The 15,957-nt window shown below is 43.6% G+C and carries 16 protein-coding genes; 6 read left to right on the top strand and 10 right to left on the bottom strand.

Annotation, left to right across the window (positions count from 1 at the left end):
- Positions 1 to 77: 77 nt before the first annotated feature.
- From fba to tkt, 4 genes are all read right to left on the bottom strand, one after another.
- Entirely contained in the window at positions 78 to 1,142 is a 1,065-nt protein-coding gene (fba, locus tag L2730_RS01275) for a class II fructose-bisphosphate aldolase (RefSeq protein WP_248972934.1), read from the bottom strand.
- Positions 1,143 to 1,402: 260 nt separating this feature from the next.
- The gene (locus L2730_RS01270; protein ID WP_248972933.1) at positions 1,403 to 2,578 is read right to left on the bottom strand and encodes a phosphoglycerate kinase; all 1,176 of its coding nucleotides are present in this window, start codon (positions 2,576 to 2,578) and stop codon (positions 1,403 to 1,405) included.
- Positions 2,579 to 2,846: 268 nt separating this feature from the next.
- The gene (epd, locus tag L2730_RS01265; protein ID WP_248972932.1) at positions 2,847 to 3,863 is read right to left on the bottom strand and encodes an erythrose-4-phosphate dehydrogenase; all 1,017 of its coding nucleotides are present in this window, start codon (positions 3,861 to 3,863) and stop codon (positions 2,847 to 2,849) included.
- 133 nt (positions 3,864 to 3,996) lie between these two features.
- Positions 3,997 to 5,988: a transketolase gene (gene tkt, locus L2730_RS01260; protein ID WP_248972931.1), complete on the bottom strand. Its 1,992-nt coding sequence runs from the start codon at positions 5,986 to 5,988 to the stop codon at positions 3,997 to 3,999.
- Between the two features lie 521 nt (positions 5,989 to 6,509).
- Here tkt and metK point away from each other — a divergent pair.
- The 3 genes from metK (at position 6,510) to L2730_RS01245 (ending at position 9,028) form a co-directional block, all read left to right on the top strand.
- Positions 6,510 to 7,664, top strand: a complete 1,155-nt coding sequence (gene metK / locus L2730_RS01255) for a methionine adenosyltransferase (RefSeq protein WP_248972930.1) — start codon at positions 6,510 to 6,512, stop codon at positions 7,662 to 7,664.
- Positions 7,665 to 8,107: 443 nt separating this feature from the next.
- Positions 8,108 to 8,515: a hypothetical protein gene (locus L2730_RS01250; protein ID WP_248972929.1), complete on the top strand. Its 408-nt coding sequence runs from the start codon at positions 8,108 to 8,110 to the stop codon at positions 8,513 to 8,515.
- 69 nt (positions 8,516 to 8,584) lie between these two features.
- Positions 8,585 to 9,028 carry a GNAT family N-acetyltransferase gene (locus L2730_RS01245; RefSeq protein WP_248972928.1) on the top strand — a complete coding sequence of 148 codons (444 nt, stop codon included), beginning with the start codon at positions 8,585 to 8,587 and terminating at the stop codon, positions 9,026 to 9,028.
- 222 nt (positions 9,029 to 9,250) lie between these two features.
- Here L2730_RS01245 and L2730_RS01240 read toward each other — a convergent pair whose 3' ends face one another.
- The 3 genes from L2730_RS01240 to L2730_RS01230 all read right to left on the bottom strand — a co-directional run bounded on the left by L2730_RS01240 (position 9,251) and on the right by L2730_RS01230 (position 11,548).
- Positions 9,251 to 9,946 carry a VC0807 family protein gene (locus tag L2730_RS01240; protein WP_248972927.1) on the bottom strand — a complete coding sequence of 232 codons (696 nt, stop codon included), beginning with the start codon at positions 9,944 to 9,946 and terminating at the stop codon, positions 9,251 to 9,253.
- A gap of 685 nt (positions 9,947 to 10,631) precedes the next feature.
- A complete protein-coding gene (locus L2730_RS01235; RefSeq protein ID WP_248972926.1) occupies positions 10,632 to 10,982 on the bottom strand; it encodes a hypothetical protein in 351 nt (116 codons plus the stop codon).
- Between the two features lie 8 nt (positions 10,983 to 10,990).
- Positions 10,991 to 11,548: a GNAT family N-acetyltransferase gene (locus tag L2730_RS01230; RefSeq protein ID WP_428848426.1), complete on the bottom strand. Its 558-nt coding sequence runs from the start codon at positions 11,546 to 11,548 to the stop codon at positions 10,991 to 10,993.
- Positions 11,549 to 11,811: 263 nt separating this feature from the next.
- Between L2730_RS01230 and L2730_RS01225 the strand changes: the two genes are divergently transcribed.
- The gene (locus L2730_RS01225; protein WP_248972924.1) at positions 11,812 to 12,756 is read left to right on the top strand and encodes a GGDEF domain-containing protein; all 945 of its coding nucleotides are present in this window, start codon (positions 11,812 to 11,814) and stop codon (positions 12,754 to 12,756) included.
- Here the strand turns inward: L2730_RS01225 and L2730_RS01220 are convergent.
- A complete protein-coding gene (locus L2730_RS01220) occupies positions 12,750 to 12,968 on the bottom strand; it encodes a hypothetical protein (protein ID WP_248972923.1) in 219 nt (72 codons plus the stop codon). The two genes, L2730_RS01225 and L2730_RS01220, sit on opposite strands and share 7 nt — an antisense overlap.
- A 78-nt stretch (positions 12,969 to 13,046) precedes the next feature.
- On the opposite strand from L2730_RS01220, the gene L2730_RS01215 reads away from it, so the two are divergent.
- Positions 13,047 to 13,460 (top strand): META domain-containing protein, encoded by a 414-nt coding sequence (locus L2730_RS01215; RefSeq protein ID WP_248972922.1) that lies wholly within the window; start codon positions 13,047 to 13,049, stop codon positions 13,458 to 13,460.
- Positions 13,461 to 13,600: 140 nt separating this feature from the next.
- Here L2730_RS01215 and L2730_RS01210 read toward each other — a convergent pair whose 3' ends face one another.
- Positions 13,601 to 14,899 carry a dicarboxylate/amino acid:cation symporter gene (locus L2730_RS01210; RefSeq protein ID WP_248972921.1) on the bottom strand — a complete coding sequence of 433 codons (1,299 nt, stop codon included), beginning with the start codon at positions 14,897 to 14,899 and terminating at the stop codon, positions 13,601 to 13,603.
- A gap of 170 nt (positions 14,900 to 15,069) precedes the next feature.
- Entirely contained in the window at positions 15,070 to 15,366 is a 297-nt protein-coding gene (locus L2730_RS01205) for a hypothetical protein (protein WP_248972920.1), read from the bottom strand.
- 142 nt (positions 15,367 to 15,508) lie between these two features.
- Between L2730_RS01205 and L2730_RS01200 the strand changes: the two genes are divergently transcribed.
- Complete coding sequence (locus tag L2730_RS01200) at positions 15,509 to 15,952, top strand: GNAT family N-acetyltransferase (RefSeq protein ID WP_248972919.1); 444 nt, start codon at positions 15,509 to 15,511, stop codon at positions 15,950 to 15,952.
- The last annotated feature ends 5 nt before the right edge of the window (positions 15,953 to 15,957 follow it).

Raw genomic sequence — 15,957 nt, 5'->3', positions numbered from 1 at the left:
ATCTGAAAAATGGATAAAAAAATACCTGCACTCGGCAGGTATTTTTATATAAAGCAGTTCAGTTTATCAGTGATAACTTACTTAATCTGTGGATCAAGTTCGCCTGACTGGTATGCTTTATACATAGCTTGTAGCGACTTAGGCTTGATCTTCGAGCCCATTCCCGCACAACCAAATGCTTCGTAGCGAGTGGTACAGATATCAGCCATTGCTTCCATTGACGCCTTCAAGAATTTACGAGGATCAAATTCTGTTGGGTTTTCAGCAAGGAACTTACGCACTGCACCCGTAGAGGCAAGACGTAAGTCAGTATCGATGTTTACTTTACGTACGCCGTGCTTAATACCTTCAACAATCTCTTCTAATGGCACGCCATAAGTTTCAGGGATTGCGCCGCCATACTGGTTGATTATCTCTAGCCACTCTTGTGGTACTGAAGATGAACCATGCATAACAAGGTGAGTATTAGGAATACGGGCGTGGATCTCTTTAATACGGTCAATACGCAGCACTTCACCGGTAGGTTTACGGCTGAACTTGTATGCACCATGGCTAGTACCAATAGCAATCGCTAGGGCATCAACATGAGTGTCTGATACAAAGCGTGCAGCTTCTTCAGGTGTAGTTAGCATTTGGTCCATAGTCAAAATACCAGCTGCACCAATACCATCTTCTTCGCCAGCTTCGCCTGTTTCTAAGCTACCTAGACAACCAATTTCACCTTCAACTGATACACCACATGCGTGAGCAAATGCCACAGTACGACGAGTAACATCGACGTTGTAGTCATAAGATGCAGGTGTTTTACCATCCGCCATCAAAGAACCATCCATCATTACTGATGACATGCCTAATTGAATCGAGCGTTGACAGATATCAGGATCAGTACCGTGGTCTTGGTGAATACATACTGGGATATCAGGATACTGCTCAAGAGCAGCAGCCATAAGATACTTAAGGAATTGTGGACGAGCATACTTACGCGCACCTGCTGATGCTTGCACGATCACAGGGCTGTCAGTTGCTTCAGCAGCTTGCATAATTGCACGCATCTGCTCAAGGTTGTTTACGTTAAACGCAGGTACGCCATATCCATGCTCTGCTGCGTGATCTAACATTTGACGTAGGGAAATTAAGGCCATTTTTTACTCCAATAATAGGGTGATTTGACTCACCGAGGTCGCTATCGTTTGGATTGATTTTTATGTCATCAAGTCATCAGCATTCTTGCTTTAAACTCAATAACGGTTACTGGTTATTTTTTATAATTGTTATACTTTTAAGCTACAGCGCTTAGCACTGTATTGTTGGCGGCTAGTGTAACCCCGACAAATGTCGATTTAAAGCCCGCCAACATACAGTTTGGTAATTTTTTTGTATGCTATAGCAAAATCAGCTGCGATTACTTGCCGCGGCTCTCAAGCATTGCTACCGCTGGTAACTCTTTACCTTCTAAAAACTCAAGGAAAGCACCACCGCCAGTTGAGATATATGACACCTTATCTGCAATATCATACTTATCAACTGCAGCAAGCGTGTCACCGCCGCCAGCAATAGAGAAGGCATTTGAATCAGCGATAGCCTGCGCAATACGCTTAGTGCCTTCACCAAACTGATCAAACTCAAATACGCCTACAGGGCCGTTCCAAACAACAGTGCCAGCATTTTTGATAATTTCAGCTAACGCTTCAGCACTGTCTGGGCCAATATCAAAAATCATATCGGTATCTGAAACAGCGCTAACATCTTTCAAGGTTGCAGTAGCTGTTGGGCTAAACTCGCCGGCAACAACCACATCAGTTGGTACTGGAATATCGCCGCCACCGCTTTGTGCTGCCGCTACAAGACGTTTAGCTTCATCAATCAAGTCAGCTTCATACAGAGACTTACCGACGTTGTGACCTGCTGCTGCCACGAATGTATTAGCAATACCGCCACCAACAACCAATTGATCAACTTTAGTTGACAGGCTTTCTAATACCGTCAGCTTAGTTGATACTTTTGAACCACCAACAATCGCCACCATTGGACGAGCAGGGTTATCAAGCGCTTTACCCAATGCTGCAAGTTCGCCTGCAAGCAAAGGACCTGCACAAGCGATTGGCGCATGTAGACCCACACCATGCGTTGACGCTTGAGCACGGTGAGCGGTACCAAAGGCATCCATTACATATACATCACAAAGTGCAGCCATTTTCTTGGCTAGTGCTTCATCGTTTTTCTTCTCGCCAACATTGAAACGGACGTTTTCAAAAACAACCACTTCACCGACAGCAACTTCAACACCATCAAGGTATTCGCTGGCAAGACGCACTGGGCAATCAAGTGCTTTAGCAAGATAGTTAACCACTGGCAGCATAGAGAACTCAGCGTTAAACTCACCTTCAGTAGGACGGCCTAGGTGAGACATCACCATAACCGCCGCGCCTTTTTCGAGCGCTAGCTTAATGGTTGGAAGTGATGCACGTAGACGCGCGTCACTTGTTACCACACCATCGCTAACCGGTACGTTAAGATCTTCACGAATAAGCACACGCTTACCTTGAAGCTCTAGGTCTTGCATATTAAGAATCGACATTTTCATGCTTCCTTACGATTTAAGTTAAAGTTAAAATGAAACTGTGTTACCTGACCGCTGGGACACAACACCAAGCCATCAGCTTTTATATTTCTAGGTTCAGCATAATCAATCATGGCTAATTTGAAGCGACTTATCTTTTATCTTTCAAGCTTGAACATTTATTCTAAGCTTAGACCGCCTCAGCAACCTCTTGGTATTGCTATAAACCTTTGACGGCATAAATGCCGACCTACAAAAACATGCCGCTCTACAACTGTGCCAGTCCCTATGCTCTTCTAGCCTTAATCATCTCTAAGCTGGTATCGAGCATACGGTTAGCGAAACCCCACTCATTGTCACACCAGAGTAATAGCTTAACTAAATGACCATCGCTGACTCGAGTTTGGGTACCATCGACAATACTTGAACGCGGATCGTGGTTAAAATCACACGATACTAGTGGCTCATTAGTGTAACCAACCACGCCGGAAAATGAGCCTTCAGTTGCCTGCTTGAGCACCTTATTAACTTGTTCAATATCGACGCGCTTATCTAGCGTAACGGAGAGGTCGATAGCGGTAACGTTAATTGTTGGCACTCGTACAGAGATAGCTTCAAACTTATCTTTCATGTGCGGCAATATACGTTCAATACCTCGAGCAAGCTTAGTATCAACCGGAATAATTGACTGTCCAGCTGCGCGGGTACGACGCAAATCATCATGATAAGCATCAATCACTTGTTGATCATTCATTGCCGAGTGAATCGTAGTAATGGCGCCACTTTTTACTTGGAAGTGTTTGTCTAGTACGTCAATCACCGGCACGATACAGTTAGTGGTACATGAAGCATTAGAGACAATAGTGTGCTCCGGCTTAAGCAGGTCTTGATTAACGCCATAAACAATGGTCGCGTCAACATCGCTTGAAGAGGGATGGCTAATTAAAACCTGCCGAGCACCAGCCTCAATATGCGCTTCGCAAGCTTGTCTGTCGTGAATCACACCTGTCGCTTCAAACACTATATCAATATCCATCTCTTGCCATGGCAAGTTGGCAGGATTGGGTTCATGCAACAGCTTGATAGCGTCATCACCGATGAGCATATGCTGATTATCAAGCTTAACTTGAGTATGAAAACGACCGTGAGTAGTATCGTACTGGGTTAAATGTAGCATCGCTTCAGGTTTTGCCAACTCATTAATCGCCACGATTTGAATTCGATCGCGTTTTGCAGATTCATATACTGCACGAAGAATTGAACGACCGATGCGGCCGTAACCATTAATAGCGACTCTTATCATTAACTAATATACCTTGTTACTTTGATACAACAACGGCCTACCTCTACTGGTAAGCCGTTAGATCATTGAGCATCAACAGACGCAATAGGCAAGCTCGAGCTTGCCATTGCGCCGTCAGTTTTATCACTGACTGTTATAGACCGTTAACGGTTGCTACAACATTTTCAACAGTAAAGCCGAAGTGCTTCATCAAGTCGCCGCCTGGCGCAGACTCACCAAAGGTAGTCATACCCACAACAGCGCCGCCGAAACCAACATACTTGTGCCAGAAATCAACGTGAGCAGCTTCAATCGCAACACGCTTAGTCACACTGCTTGGCAGTACAGACTCTTTATAAGCAGCATCTTGCTTGTCAAACTCGTTAGTTGACGGCATAGAAACGACGCGAACCTTTTGACCTTGCTCAGTAAGCGCAGCCGCAGAATCAAGTGCTAGCTGCACTTCACTACCTGTAGCAATGAGAATTAGATCAGGCGTGCCAGCACAATCACTCAGTACATAACCACCTTTAGCAACATTAGCTAGCTGCTCAGCGCTGCGTGCTTGAGCCTTTAGGCCTTGGCGACTAAAGATTAGAGATGTTGGTGCGTCACGACGCTCAATCGCGTTCTTCCAAGATACAGCAGTTTCAGCCGCATCACATGGGCGCCATACTGTCATGTTTGGAGTCATGCGCAAGTTAGCAAGTTGCTCAACAGGCTGGTGAGTTGGACCATCTTCACCTTGACCGATAGAGTCATGGGTGTAAACGAAGATGTTTTGAATGCCCATCAATGCTGACATACGTACTGCGTTACGCGCGTATTCCATAAACATCATGAAAGTAGCGCCGTAGTTGATGAAACCACCGTGTAGAGAAGCACCGTTCATGATACCGCTCATACCGAATTCACGTACACCGTAGTAGATGTAGTTACCGGCTGGGTCATCTTGAATACCTTTAGAACCTGACCATAACGTTAAGTTAGAACCAGCAAGGTCAGCTGAACCCCCTAGCATTTCAGGTAAGATTGCACCAAATGCACCGATAGCATTTTGTGATGCTTTACGGCTAGCAATGCCTTCAGCTTTGTCTTGGCACTCTTGAATAAAGGCATTTGCCTTTTCTTCAAATTCAGCAGGAAGCTCACCAGTGATAACACGACGTTTATATTCAGCAGCAAGTTCAGGGAAAGCAGCAGTGTAAGCAGCAAACTTCTCGTTCCAGCTAGCTTCATTTGAAGCGCCAGAATCTTTAGCATCCCACCCTTCATAAACGGTTTCAGGAATTTCAAATGCACCATGCTCCCAACCTAGGAACTCACGTGCAGCTGCAATTTCAGCATCACCCAATGGTGCGCCGTGACAATCGTGGCTGCCAGACTTGTTTGGCGAACCAAAACCAATCGTCGTTTTACAGCAGATCATAGTTGGCTTATCAGTCACTGACTTCGCTTCTTCGATAGCAGCGCGGATAGCGTCGCTGTCATGGCCATCTACGTTAGCAATAACGTGCCAGCCGTAAGATTCGAAACGCTTAGGCGTATCATCAGTAAACCAGCCTTCAACATGACCATCGATAGAGATACCGTTGTCATCCCAGAAAGCAACTAGCTTACCAAGACCCAGCGTACCCGCTAATGAACAGGCTTCATGAGAGATACCTTCCATCAAACAGCCATCACCTAGGAAGCAGTATGTGAAGTGATCAACAATGTCATGGCCTGGTTGGTTAAACTGTGCCGCTAATGTCTTTTCAGCAATCGCCATACCGACAGCGTTACTGATACCAGCGCCTAGTGGGCCAGTAGTTGTTTCAACACCTGGTGTGTAACCATATTCTGGGTGACCAGGTGTTTTAGAGTGAAGCTGACGGAAGTTTTTCAACTCCTCGATTGGCAATGCATAACCCGTAAGGTGAAGCAGAGAGTATATAAGCATAGAACCATGGCCGTTTGACAAGATAAAACGGTCACGATCAACCCACTCAGGGTTGTTTGGGTTGTGCTTTAGGAAATCATTCCATAGCACTTCAGCGATGTCAGCCATCCCCATTGGTGCACCTGGGTGACCAGAATTGGCTTTTTGAACGGCATCCATGGTTAATGCACGGATTGCGTTAGCGAGTTCTTTACGAGATGACATGCTCTCTCCTGCGTCGTGTTGAGGTATTGAGGCTTAGATCTAGCGAAAGGTAGCAATTGCGGTATCTGCTTTACTTTCCACTACAGCAAAATTTGGAGCCATATTTTCGCTTACTAGGCTGTAGGACGCAAATTTAATTCGCTTGATATGAAAAATTATCGATACATATTATCTATAACCTATGACAATCTAGCCATAATTAACAATACCTTAACTTAGTTGCGAACCATTTTAGCTAAGCAAAAATAAAATATTCGTCAACGAACTCGTCAATAATGGCATTTGCTTGATCATTTTTTTATCAGAACAAGTGAGCATACCAAAGCAGTTAAAAATATCTTTATCAGTAACTTAGTAAAAATCACAGCCATTACCCTTGCATATATTAAGGATTTAATAGCGTGGATTACTGCACAAAATTAAGTGAAAAGGGTGTCATCCAAGCTGTTTTCCACTAAGATAGCCGTCTAGATGTAGATACTTCTACACATTCAAATTGTTTAAAGACGAGATTTTCCATCATGGCAAAGCACTTGTTCACCTCTGAGTCGGTCTCAGAAGGTCACCCAGATAAAATCGCCGATCAGATTTCTGATGCGGTACTCGACGCAATTTTGGAGCAAGATCCAAAAGCACGCGTAGCATGCGAAACTTATGTCAAAACTGGCATGGTTATGGTTGGCGGCGAAGTCACCACTTCAGCTTGGGTTGATATCGAAGAGATCACCCGTAAGACCGTACGTGAAATCGGTTACACCCATTCAGATATGGGCTTTGATGCTGACTCTTGTGCAATTCTTAATGCCATTGGTAAACAGTCTCCAGATATCAACCAAGGTGTTGACCGTGCCGATCCTAAAGAACAGGGTGCTGGCGACCAAGGCCTAATGTTTGGTTATGCAAATAACGAAACTGACGTATTGATGCCTGCGCCTATCACCTACTCGCACAAGCTGGTTAAGCGTCAATCTGAAGTACGTAAAGACAAGACCCTTCCGTGGTTACGTCCAGATGCGAAAAGTCAGGTGACTTTTGCGTATAACAACGATGGTAGCATTGCTGGTATCGATGCAGTAGTCCTTTCAACTCAGCATCGTGAAGACGTGAGTCAAGCAGATCTGATTGAAGGTGTTATGGAAACCATCATCAAGCCAGTACTACCGGCTAAGTGGTTATCGAAAGACACTAAATACTTCATCAACCCAACTGGCCGTTTTGTTATCGGTGGCCCGGTAGGCGATTGTGGTCTAACAGGTCGTAAGATCATCGTTGATACCTACGGCGGCATGGCTCGTCACGGTGGTGGTGCTTTCTCTGGTAAAGATCCATCGAAAGTTGACCGTAGTGCGGCATACGCTGCACGTTACGTGGCTAAGAACATTGTTGCTGCAGGTCTTGCAGATCGTTGTGAGCTACAAGTGTCTTACGCTATTGGTGTTGCAGAGCCAACATCTATCAGCATTGAAACATTCGGCACTGCTAAAGTGGCTGAAGAGTTACTGATTGATCTAGTACGTCGTCACTTCGACCTACGCCCATACGGTCTAACAGAGATGTTAAACCTAGCTCGCCCAATCTACCAAGCGACTGCTGCATACGGTCACTTTGGTCGTAACGAATTCCCTTGGGAAGCAACAGACAAAGCAGAAGCCCTACGCGCTGACGCAGGTCTTTAAGCTTTACCGATTTAATCGGCAAAGCTTGCAATTAAAACCGCCTACCGGCGGTTTTTTTATGTCTGGAACATTTATGAAGATTTACCATGGAGGGTAAAAAATCTTCGTTATGTCTGGAACATTTATGAAGATTTACCATGGAGGGCTTTTCCAGAATAATAAATCTTCGTTATGTGTGGAACATTTGCGCCGATTTGCCACGGATGACTTTTCCAAAATAATAAACCTGCGTTATGTGTGGCACATTTATCCCAATGTGCCAGAAGCGATTACAAATTATCGAATCTCTTGAACATTTAACCAAATATGCTATAGATGGCGAAAAATCAACGATATGCAGGAGCACCTATCACGTATATCAAACCAGCCAAAGTGATTGATTCTACTAACATCGAATACTATTATGCGCTGCAAGCTAACAACTAAACTAAGGCTTTCATCTTTTGCGTCGCTATATGCCCATTGGCTTTTTTATATTTGGCTTGGTGCTACTCATCTTTGCTACTGAATTGGCGCTTTTCATTTTTGCTCTGGCTTTTTTCATAATAGCTAGCAAGATACTCTACTCCACATTATTTGCTCTCGATCGTTCAACAAAGCTAGCTCAATCAGATGATTTATCTTTCAGTTTGTTCTTTAAGGTTATCGGCCTCTTTCTAGGCTCACTTATCCTATTATTACTCGCAGGAGCTTGCACCTTTGATACATGGAAGATGGTGACGGATTCAAATACTAGCTGGGATAGTGATAACATCATTGTAGCGCTGTATAGCGCGTCAATTGGATTTATGCTTCTCTCTTACGCCATCATGAGAAGTCGCTCTATTATTAAGGTTTGGCGCAATCGCTAGACTCGAAAGCGACTAACTCGCAAACTGCTATTCACTGATATAACGATTAATCGATAAGGTAAGAACACAGTGCAATTAACTTGGTTAGCGCCTGATGATCGCAACGAGGTGAAGAAGTTCTATCGCCAACATATGCCCTACGCACGCCTGCTGCAGAAAGAGTCAGTCTGTGTGCTAACCCAAACCGACACTAATACTGACAACTTAGGTGAGATAGTTGCCTGTGTTCGCATCCGGCCAATCGGCCAATTATCGATTCTTACAGGTATGTTGGTACATCCTGATTTTCGCGGCCAAGGTGTTGGGCATCAGTTGATGCGCGAACTGTCACCCTTTCTCTGTGATGGCAAAACTTACATTTTTGCCTTGGCGCATTTAGAAGGGTTTTATGCGCAGCATGGGTTTGGTGTCATTGCTGATGCGCCCAATGATATTGCGCAGTTGTTTTTGAAGTATCAAGGTTCTGAGAAGGAGTTGGTGTTAATGGGGTTAACTGGTGCTATTGAACGATAGGTTTCGTTTTATTTGAGGCCTTACGACCTAGAAGGACTCAATCAAGCGTAGCTTGATTGAGTCCTTGGGTGCGGGCGAAGCGCCGCGACGTTAGTTGTTAGACGCAATCTAACTTAGAAGTCAGGCATCGCCTGATAAGTGACAAGGTCACGACCTTTTATCAAACGAAGTTTAATTGCCTATCGCTGTAAAGCGTAAGTCAGCCGCAACCTGACACAACCATTACTGGTTGGCTAAAACCTCTTCCAGCTTAAGCCCAGTTAAATCATGGATAGTGCGCCATAAATAATAAAATATTCCCATCATCATCAACATCGATGGCACTGCTATCATGGGGTAACTGTATAGACTCAATTGCCCCAGCTGCTCATTAAACTCTGGCGTTCCTGTTGGGCTGGTGACGATCCATTTAGCCAATACGTAATTCATAACGGCAGAAAAGGCGAATGAGCCGCCAACCAAATAAGTGGCTTTCATTAAACGCTGTTCAAATGCAGCCACACAATTGTTCTGTTTCAATCTGTCATTGATCTTATCAACATCCATCACCGCCGGATTAAATATGATGGCTTTAATTAATGGCTTAGAAGTAAAGGTCGACAGCACAACAGCGGTACCGATAATCGCCGGGATAGCGGCTTCTTTAATGGCCAACCACTTAAGGTCAAGCTCCAGTAAACCAATCCCGCCAGTCAGCAACACATTGGCTAAACCAAGAAGGGCGATAAAATTAAACTTCTTATATTTGATTAACTCAAATATGCCCCAGCCCAGCGGAAAGCTTAACGCCAATATTAATCCACCACTCGCCCCGAGCTGATCTTCACCACTTAGCTTCATTAGAATAAAAGCGGGTATAGCAATGCTCACGATCAGGTCAACCAAAGGCCGAGGTTTATGTGTCGATGTACTACTCATATATTGTTTTCCAGGCGAAGTATGCAAGCTTCGAAAAATTTAAAGATAAATACCATTACAGCAACTTTTATGATGCCTGTATCGATACCCACTGACCTATAGCGGCGTAAAAATACCTTGTTCGACATCAAGTGTCACTCTCCATCAAACATTGTTGAGACAGAGCTAACTGGTAACTGTAACGTAAATAGATGAAGGTCAGCTTAAACGTTCTAAAACTTCGATACTGAATAGCGATGACTTGAACACATCGAAACAATAGTCGATTCACAGACAAGGCCAATTCCCCATAGAAGTTACCGAACTACGTTGAAAATGCCTTTATTCGTATCATACCAATCAGTATAAACATTTAGTCACTCAGCGAAAATTTAGCGGATTTGAGGCAAGGCAGCGAATGAAGAGCATAGTTGTTCTACGTTCAAGTTCGTTAATACAGCATCAGAATCGCTAAAACTCGCCATTCTGGAACGTTTTTGGCTGCCTACTTCTGCGTTGAATAGATTTATAAGGGAATAACCATTATTGCAGCTATTCGCCTTGAATTAGTTTGCCAAAAATCGTTCTGAGTTGATCAAATTCTTATACTGATTGGTATCATCTGTAAATATCAATATAAACCTCAGTACTACAAATAACAGTATCTAATCTTTCTTATTGGAAATTTCGCCGGGGCGCCTGCCCCCTAAATATGGTCAAAGTGAGCATTTTCCATGCACATAAACTCAACTTGTTGCATCGACAACACTGGTGGCTGTAGCACTTCTATCGACTCAGGGTTTATCGCATCCAAATCGGCCACTTCATCAATCTTGTTGCCATAAGAATTTGTACGACCACAATAGATAAAATGCTTATGCCAGCGGACCAAGTATGCAGTTTGAGCCTTACCTTCAACGGTCATCTCAGCCTCTAAGGCATGGCACTCTTCAGCTTTATCAGTTAAAACCGCCACGACCAGTTTAAGGTTATCGAAGGCCGATAAATTCAATTGCAGATAGGGAGAGAAAATAGATGCTACAGATTCAGACAACATAACAGTCCTTAAAAAAAAGAGTCACTAGTGGGTAAAACCAGTAAATAATAATCACGGTCGTCAAAGCTAATAAAATCGACCACCTGCATTCCGCCCTTTCGGGTATGTGCCGCAAACGAGCCGGCATTATCTTCAGCAATAAAAGTCACCATGTAAGGCAACTCCCTGGCGACCGATTTTTTGACAAACTGTACTAATGCTTCAAATATGCCTTGGCCACGATATTCGCTCGCGATCCAAATCGGGCCATATTGACAGCAGTTGCTTTCGGCAAGCTTAGCTTTTTCGTAGTCAATTCTTGGTAGACGATTAAGCAAGTTTCGATATATTGGCCACTGTTTAAAAAAACTCCAACGTCCAGCGATAACGTAACCAATAATATCACCATCAAGTTCGGCGACGACGACCCAATGCTGTGTGACCAAACAAGTTAGATCGCCTTGACTAAATGACTGGCCAGCTAAACTGTTATTTCGCTGTTCAATAGCCAATTCATCTTGCTGTTGGCTTTGTTCTAAGGCTGCTAAAGCGGCAACGTCTTGCACTGTGGCTAAACGGATTTTAATGCTATTCATCATTATTTTCTGGAGTAAAAACCCTAATTAATAGTGCCATTATAGCAACTTCACCAACGAAAATATGGCTATAAATCGCAGCAAATATACAAAGGCCACAAAGAGTGATCCGATGAGCATGATTTAAACATGATTAACATCAAATCTTTACTTGTTTACATTTCAACAACTTTAAAAAACCAGTATAGTCGACCTAATAAGAGAATTTTTAAGTCAGATTTATCTGCATAATCAATCACAAGTGAGTTTTACCCATGTTAGCTCAAAATATCGATCATAATGTTTGGCTGCGAGATCAGGAACAACCCGCAGTTAGCTTGCCAAGGTGGCAACAACAGGTTGATCTACTCAACGATCTTTATCGTGCTAAAACCAGTCTTGTTATGCAGTTTTCGGGATCAGATGCTCAGGTAGTCTGTGGTAAAAAGTATCATGATGGCTCCCTAAAAGCAGGAAAAGTGCTGAGTAATTCTCCGCTTTTAACCGCTATAAATTCAAGCAGTAGCTTTGGCTCAAGTGAACTTAATATCGATGAACTAGGTGATGCCTTCGCTGAGTTTGAGCAGGTTATCAGCATACAGTTATCTTGGCCTGATGGTCGAGTATTTGGCTGTATCCTCATTTGCGATCCAAACACAACCCAAGCGACATCCGCATCACTAACAGTAATAGAGTCTGTGCGTTCATTATTACAGAGTGAACTGAAGCAAGTTTACTTAATGCAACAAGTGCAAAGGCTATCGTTTCAAGATGAAACAACGCAAATGCTCAACCACTATGGTTTTGGCTTAATGGCGCCAAGGCAATTGAGCTTAAGTAGACGATTTGGCTCTCATGCAGGAATAGTATTAATTGAGTTGGTCGACAATCCACTCATGCGCACAGCCCCGCTATCTACCTCGCAAAAGGCTCGTTTGCTCGCTCGAATTATAGCCGAGAGCTTACGTGAAGCAGATATGTCAGCCCGTGTTGATGAAGATAAATTTATGATCTTAGCGTTTGTAGATAGTGAATCAAACTTAGACACTTTGATTGCCCGGCTCCGCAAGCAGATAGCCAAAGAAGCGGGCAAGTTGAGTATCATAGTCGGCAAGAGCTTTTTTACCCCAGATGCCCAGCAATCATTGGTACCTATGCAACAAGCCGCAGAGGATAACCTGGAGCTATGTCGTCAATCTTTAGTGACTAAACCCTATTGATCTTGGTTTTGAGCCTGAGCCCATTGCAGAAAAAGTGCAATGGGAAAAGGCGACATCATGACCATGCCTAATCCAGCCAAACTGGCGACAATCGTCATTCCTGTAACCTGTTGTGTTAGCTCCGTAAAGAAATATAAGCCAACACCGCATAACAACATGCTTAAGCCTACCCAATGCAACATCTTGAGGTAATTAATTACATTTTTTTGCACTAACAAACGCCTTATTCCTGTTGATTTTGAGCTAAAATACTCACAATATAATGATATTAATCACTTTGGATCCGTAACATGATAAAACAATCCTTTTTCGTAGCAAGTTTGCTACTGGGTTTATCCGCATGCCAATCAACGCCGCAAGCCCAAATCGAGGATTTAGCCATTGAGGGTACATGGCATATCGAGGTCGCAAACGGCCAACCCGTTATCGACTATAGCCCAGCTCAGCTCACTTTCGAAGCAGAAGGTAAGTTAACCGGTAATAATAGCTGCAATAACTTCTTTGGCAGTTACGTTTTATCAGGTCAATCTATACAACTACAGCCTGCAGGTAACACCATGAAGGCTTGTGTAGATGCATTAATGGCACAAGAGCAACGCGTCATGCAAGCGATGCCTGAAGTTAGCCAAGCAACAATGAGCAAAGGTAAATTGTTACTGCAAGATGCAGATAGTAAGACCTTGATGGTACTCAGTAAGCAGTAACCAGTAAGCAGTAACCAGTAAGCAGTAAGCAGTAAGCAGTAAGCAGTAACCAATATTGTTAAGCTATCTATAAGCAGTAAAAGATGACACATAAAAAAACCGCCAAACTGGGCGGTTTTTTTACTATCGAACTACTGCTGTTACGATTTTAGCTTTTCAGCTATTTCAGCGCTTTCTTCAGCACCCGCATTGTAATGCTCAACATTAAGTTCATCTTCAGATTTTGCTATTACTGTTGTCGCTACCAAATCACCAGACACATTCACCACGGTTCGAGCCATATCAAGCACTCGGTCGATACCAGCAATCAATGCTACCCCCTCTAGCGGTAAACCAACGGTCGTCAACACCAAGGTGAGCATCACCAGACCTGCGCCCGGTACACCCGCAGTGCCGATTGAGGCAAGTGTGGCGGTTAAGATAATGGTGATGTAATCGACCCAGCTTAAGTCAATACCAAACGCTTGTGCTACAAACAGTGCCGTCACGCCTTGGTATAACGCAGTACCATCCATATTGATGGTCGTTCCAAGGGGTAATACGAAGCTAGAGATCTTCTTATTAACCCCTAAATACTCATTGGCACACTTCATACTCGCAGGTAACGTACCCGCCGAACTTGAGGTAGTAAAGGCCACAGCAATAGCGTTGCTGATCCCTTTAAAGAACTGTATTGGGTTTAATTTGGCAAAGACCGTCAGCACTATGCTATAGAAGCCAACAATATGTAGGAAGCAGCCAATATACACTGCCACAATCACTTTAATCAGAGGCATAAGCATGCCAATACCATACTCACCAGCCACCCATGCCATAAGGCCAAATACGCCGTACGGTGCTAATTTCATCACCAAGTCTGTCAGCTTATACATGGCTTCAGCAAGACTTTCAAAGACTTTGATTGCAGGCTTACCATGGTCACCAATCAGCACCAAAGCAACACCTAGCGCCACAGCAAATACTATCACTTGCAAGATTTGGCCACTGGCCAATGCAGCGATAGGATTTGTCGGCACAATATTAATCAAAGTTTCCATCACTGATGGCGCCGCTTTTACGACTTGATCTGAGGGTTCGGCAACCATGTCCAGCCCTTTACCAGGCTGTAAAAAGTGTCCAACGGCAAGACCGACAGTAATGGCGATTGAGGTAGTGCCCAAATAGAAGGCAAAAGATTTAAAGCCGATGCGCCCCATCTTGGCAGTATCTTGCATCGAGGTCACGCCCACTATCAGCGAGCAAAATACCAAAGGCACAATCAACATCTTAATGGTATTTACAAACAGGGTGCCGATCGGTTTGAGCACCGTTGCTTGTTCCCCAAAACCGATACCGGTTAAGATCCCGAGTAGCATACCAATCATGATCTGTAGCCACAGTGGCACAGACATCCAGCTTGACCACACTTTTTTAAAAAGTGAAGTTTGTTGTTTTGACATATTTAAACCTTGCTACTGTTGGAGAAAGAGGACACAAGCAGATACTTGCTTAAAAAATAACGGGGCAGTTTAGCATAGGCACTAAACAGGAGAGATGATCTGTATCACGCCGATCCCTTCAACAAACTACTCACTATAAAAACCACGACTACAATGAATAATTCGCAATATTAGGCATCAAATTTTATATTTTCTTCATTTTTATTAAAGCTCATCTTGTGAAGTGCTGCTGGCGGTTGATCCCGTTCAATTAAGTAGCTCCAATAGGCATCATCAAAACCACTAAAGATCTGTTTTTGCTTACCTTCAGCACGCAAAATAAGCCACCACCATACCAGTCCCCATAGACCAAAGGTGATTATTGTTGCCGCGAAATGGCGTGGATGATTAATAGACTTGTAGTCAGCAGCCCTCTGTTTACATTCATCATTATCTTTATTCTCATCAGATTGGGGAGTATTTTCCATCGCGTTCTCACCTTCAATAAGCTATAGAAAAAGTGTAGCAGAGTTAGACTTTAGTCGAATAAAAATAGCCATTAATAATGGAAAAATTGCAGTTACTTAGCATGTGTACATGTTAACATCAGCCAAAAAAGAGGAATTGAATATGCTCATTCGTAAAGCCCAATCAACCGATCTACAAGCGCTAATAGACTTCAACCAAGCAATGGCATTAGAAACCGAAGGCCTTTCGCTCAATAGCGATGTACTACACCAAGGTGTAAACACATTACTTAATTCGCCAGAGAAAGGTTTTTACCTAGTTGCTGAAGTGAATGGTGAAATCGCGGGTTCATTAATGGTGACTTTCGAGTGGAGTGACTGGCGCGCTAAAGATTATTACTGGATCCAAAGCGTTTATATTCGCCCAGAAAACCGTCGCCAAGGGATCTACAAAAAACTCTATCAAGAGGTTAAAGATATCGCAGCGCAAGATGGTGGTGCAGCCAGCTTCAGACTCTATGTCGAGCAGGAAAATACCAAAGCGCAGCAAACATACAGCGCACTAGGCATGGATCAAAGTTATTATCTAATGTACGAAGAAAAATAGCTTTC

The sequence above is a fragment of the Shewanella kaireitica genome, from assembly GCF_023284045.1.
Lineage (GTDB): Bacteria > Pseudomonadota > Gammaproteobacteria > Enterobacterales > Shewanellaceae > Shewanella > Shewanella kaireitica.
This window is presented reverse-complemented; position numbering and strand designations above follow the sequence as displayed.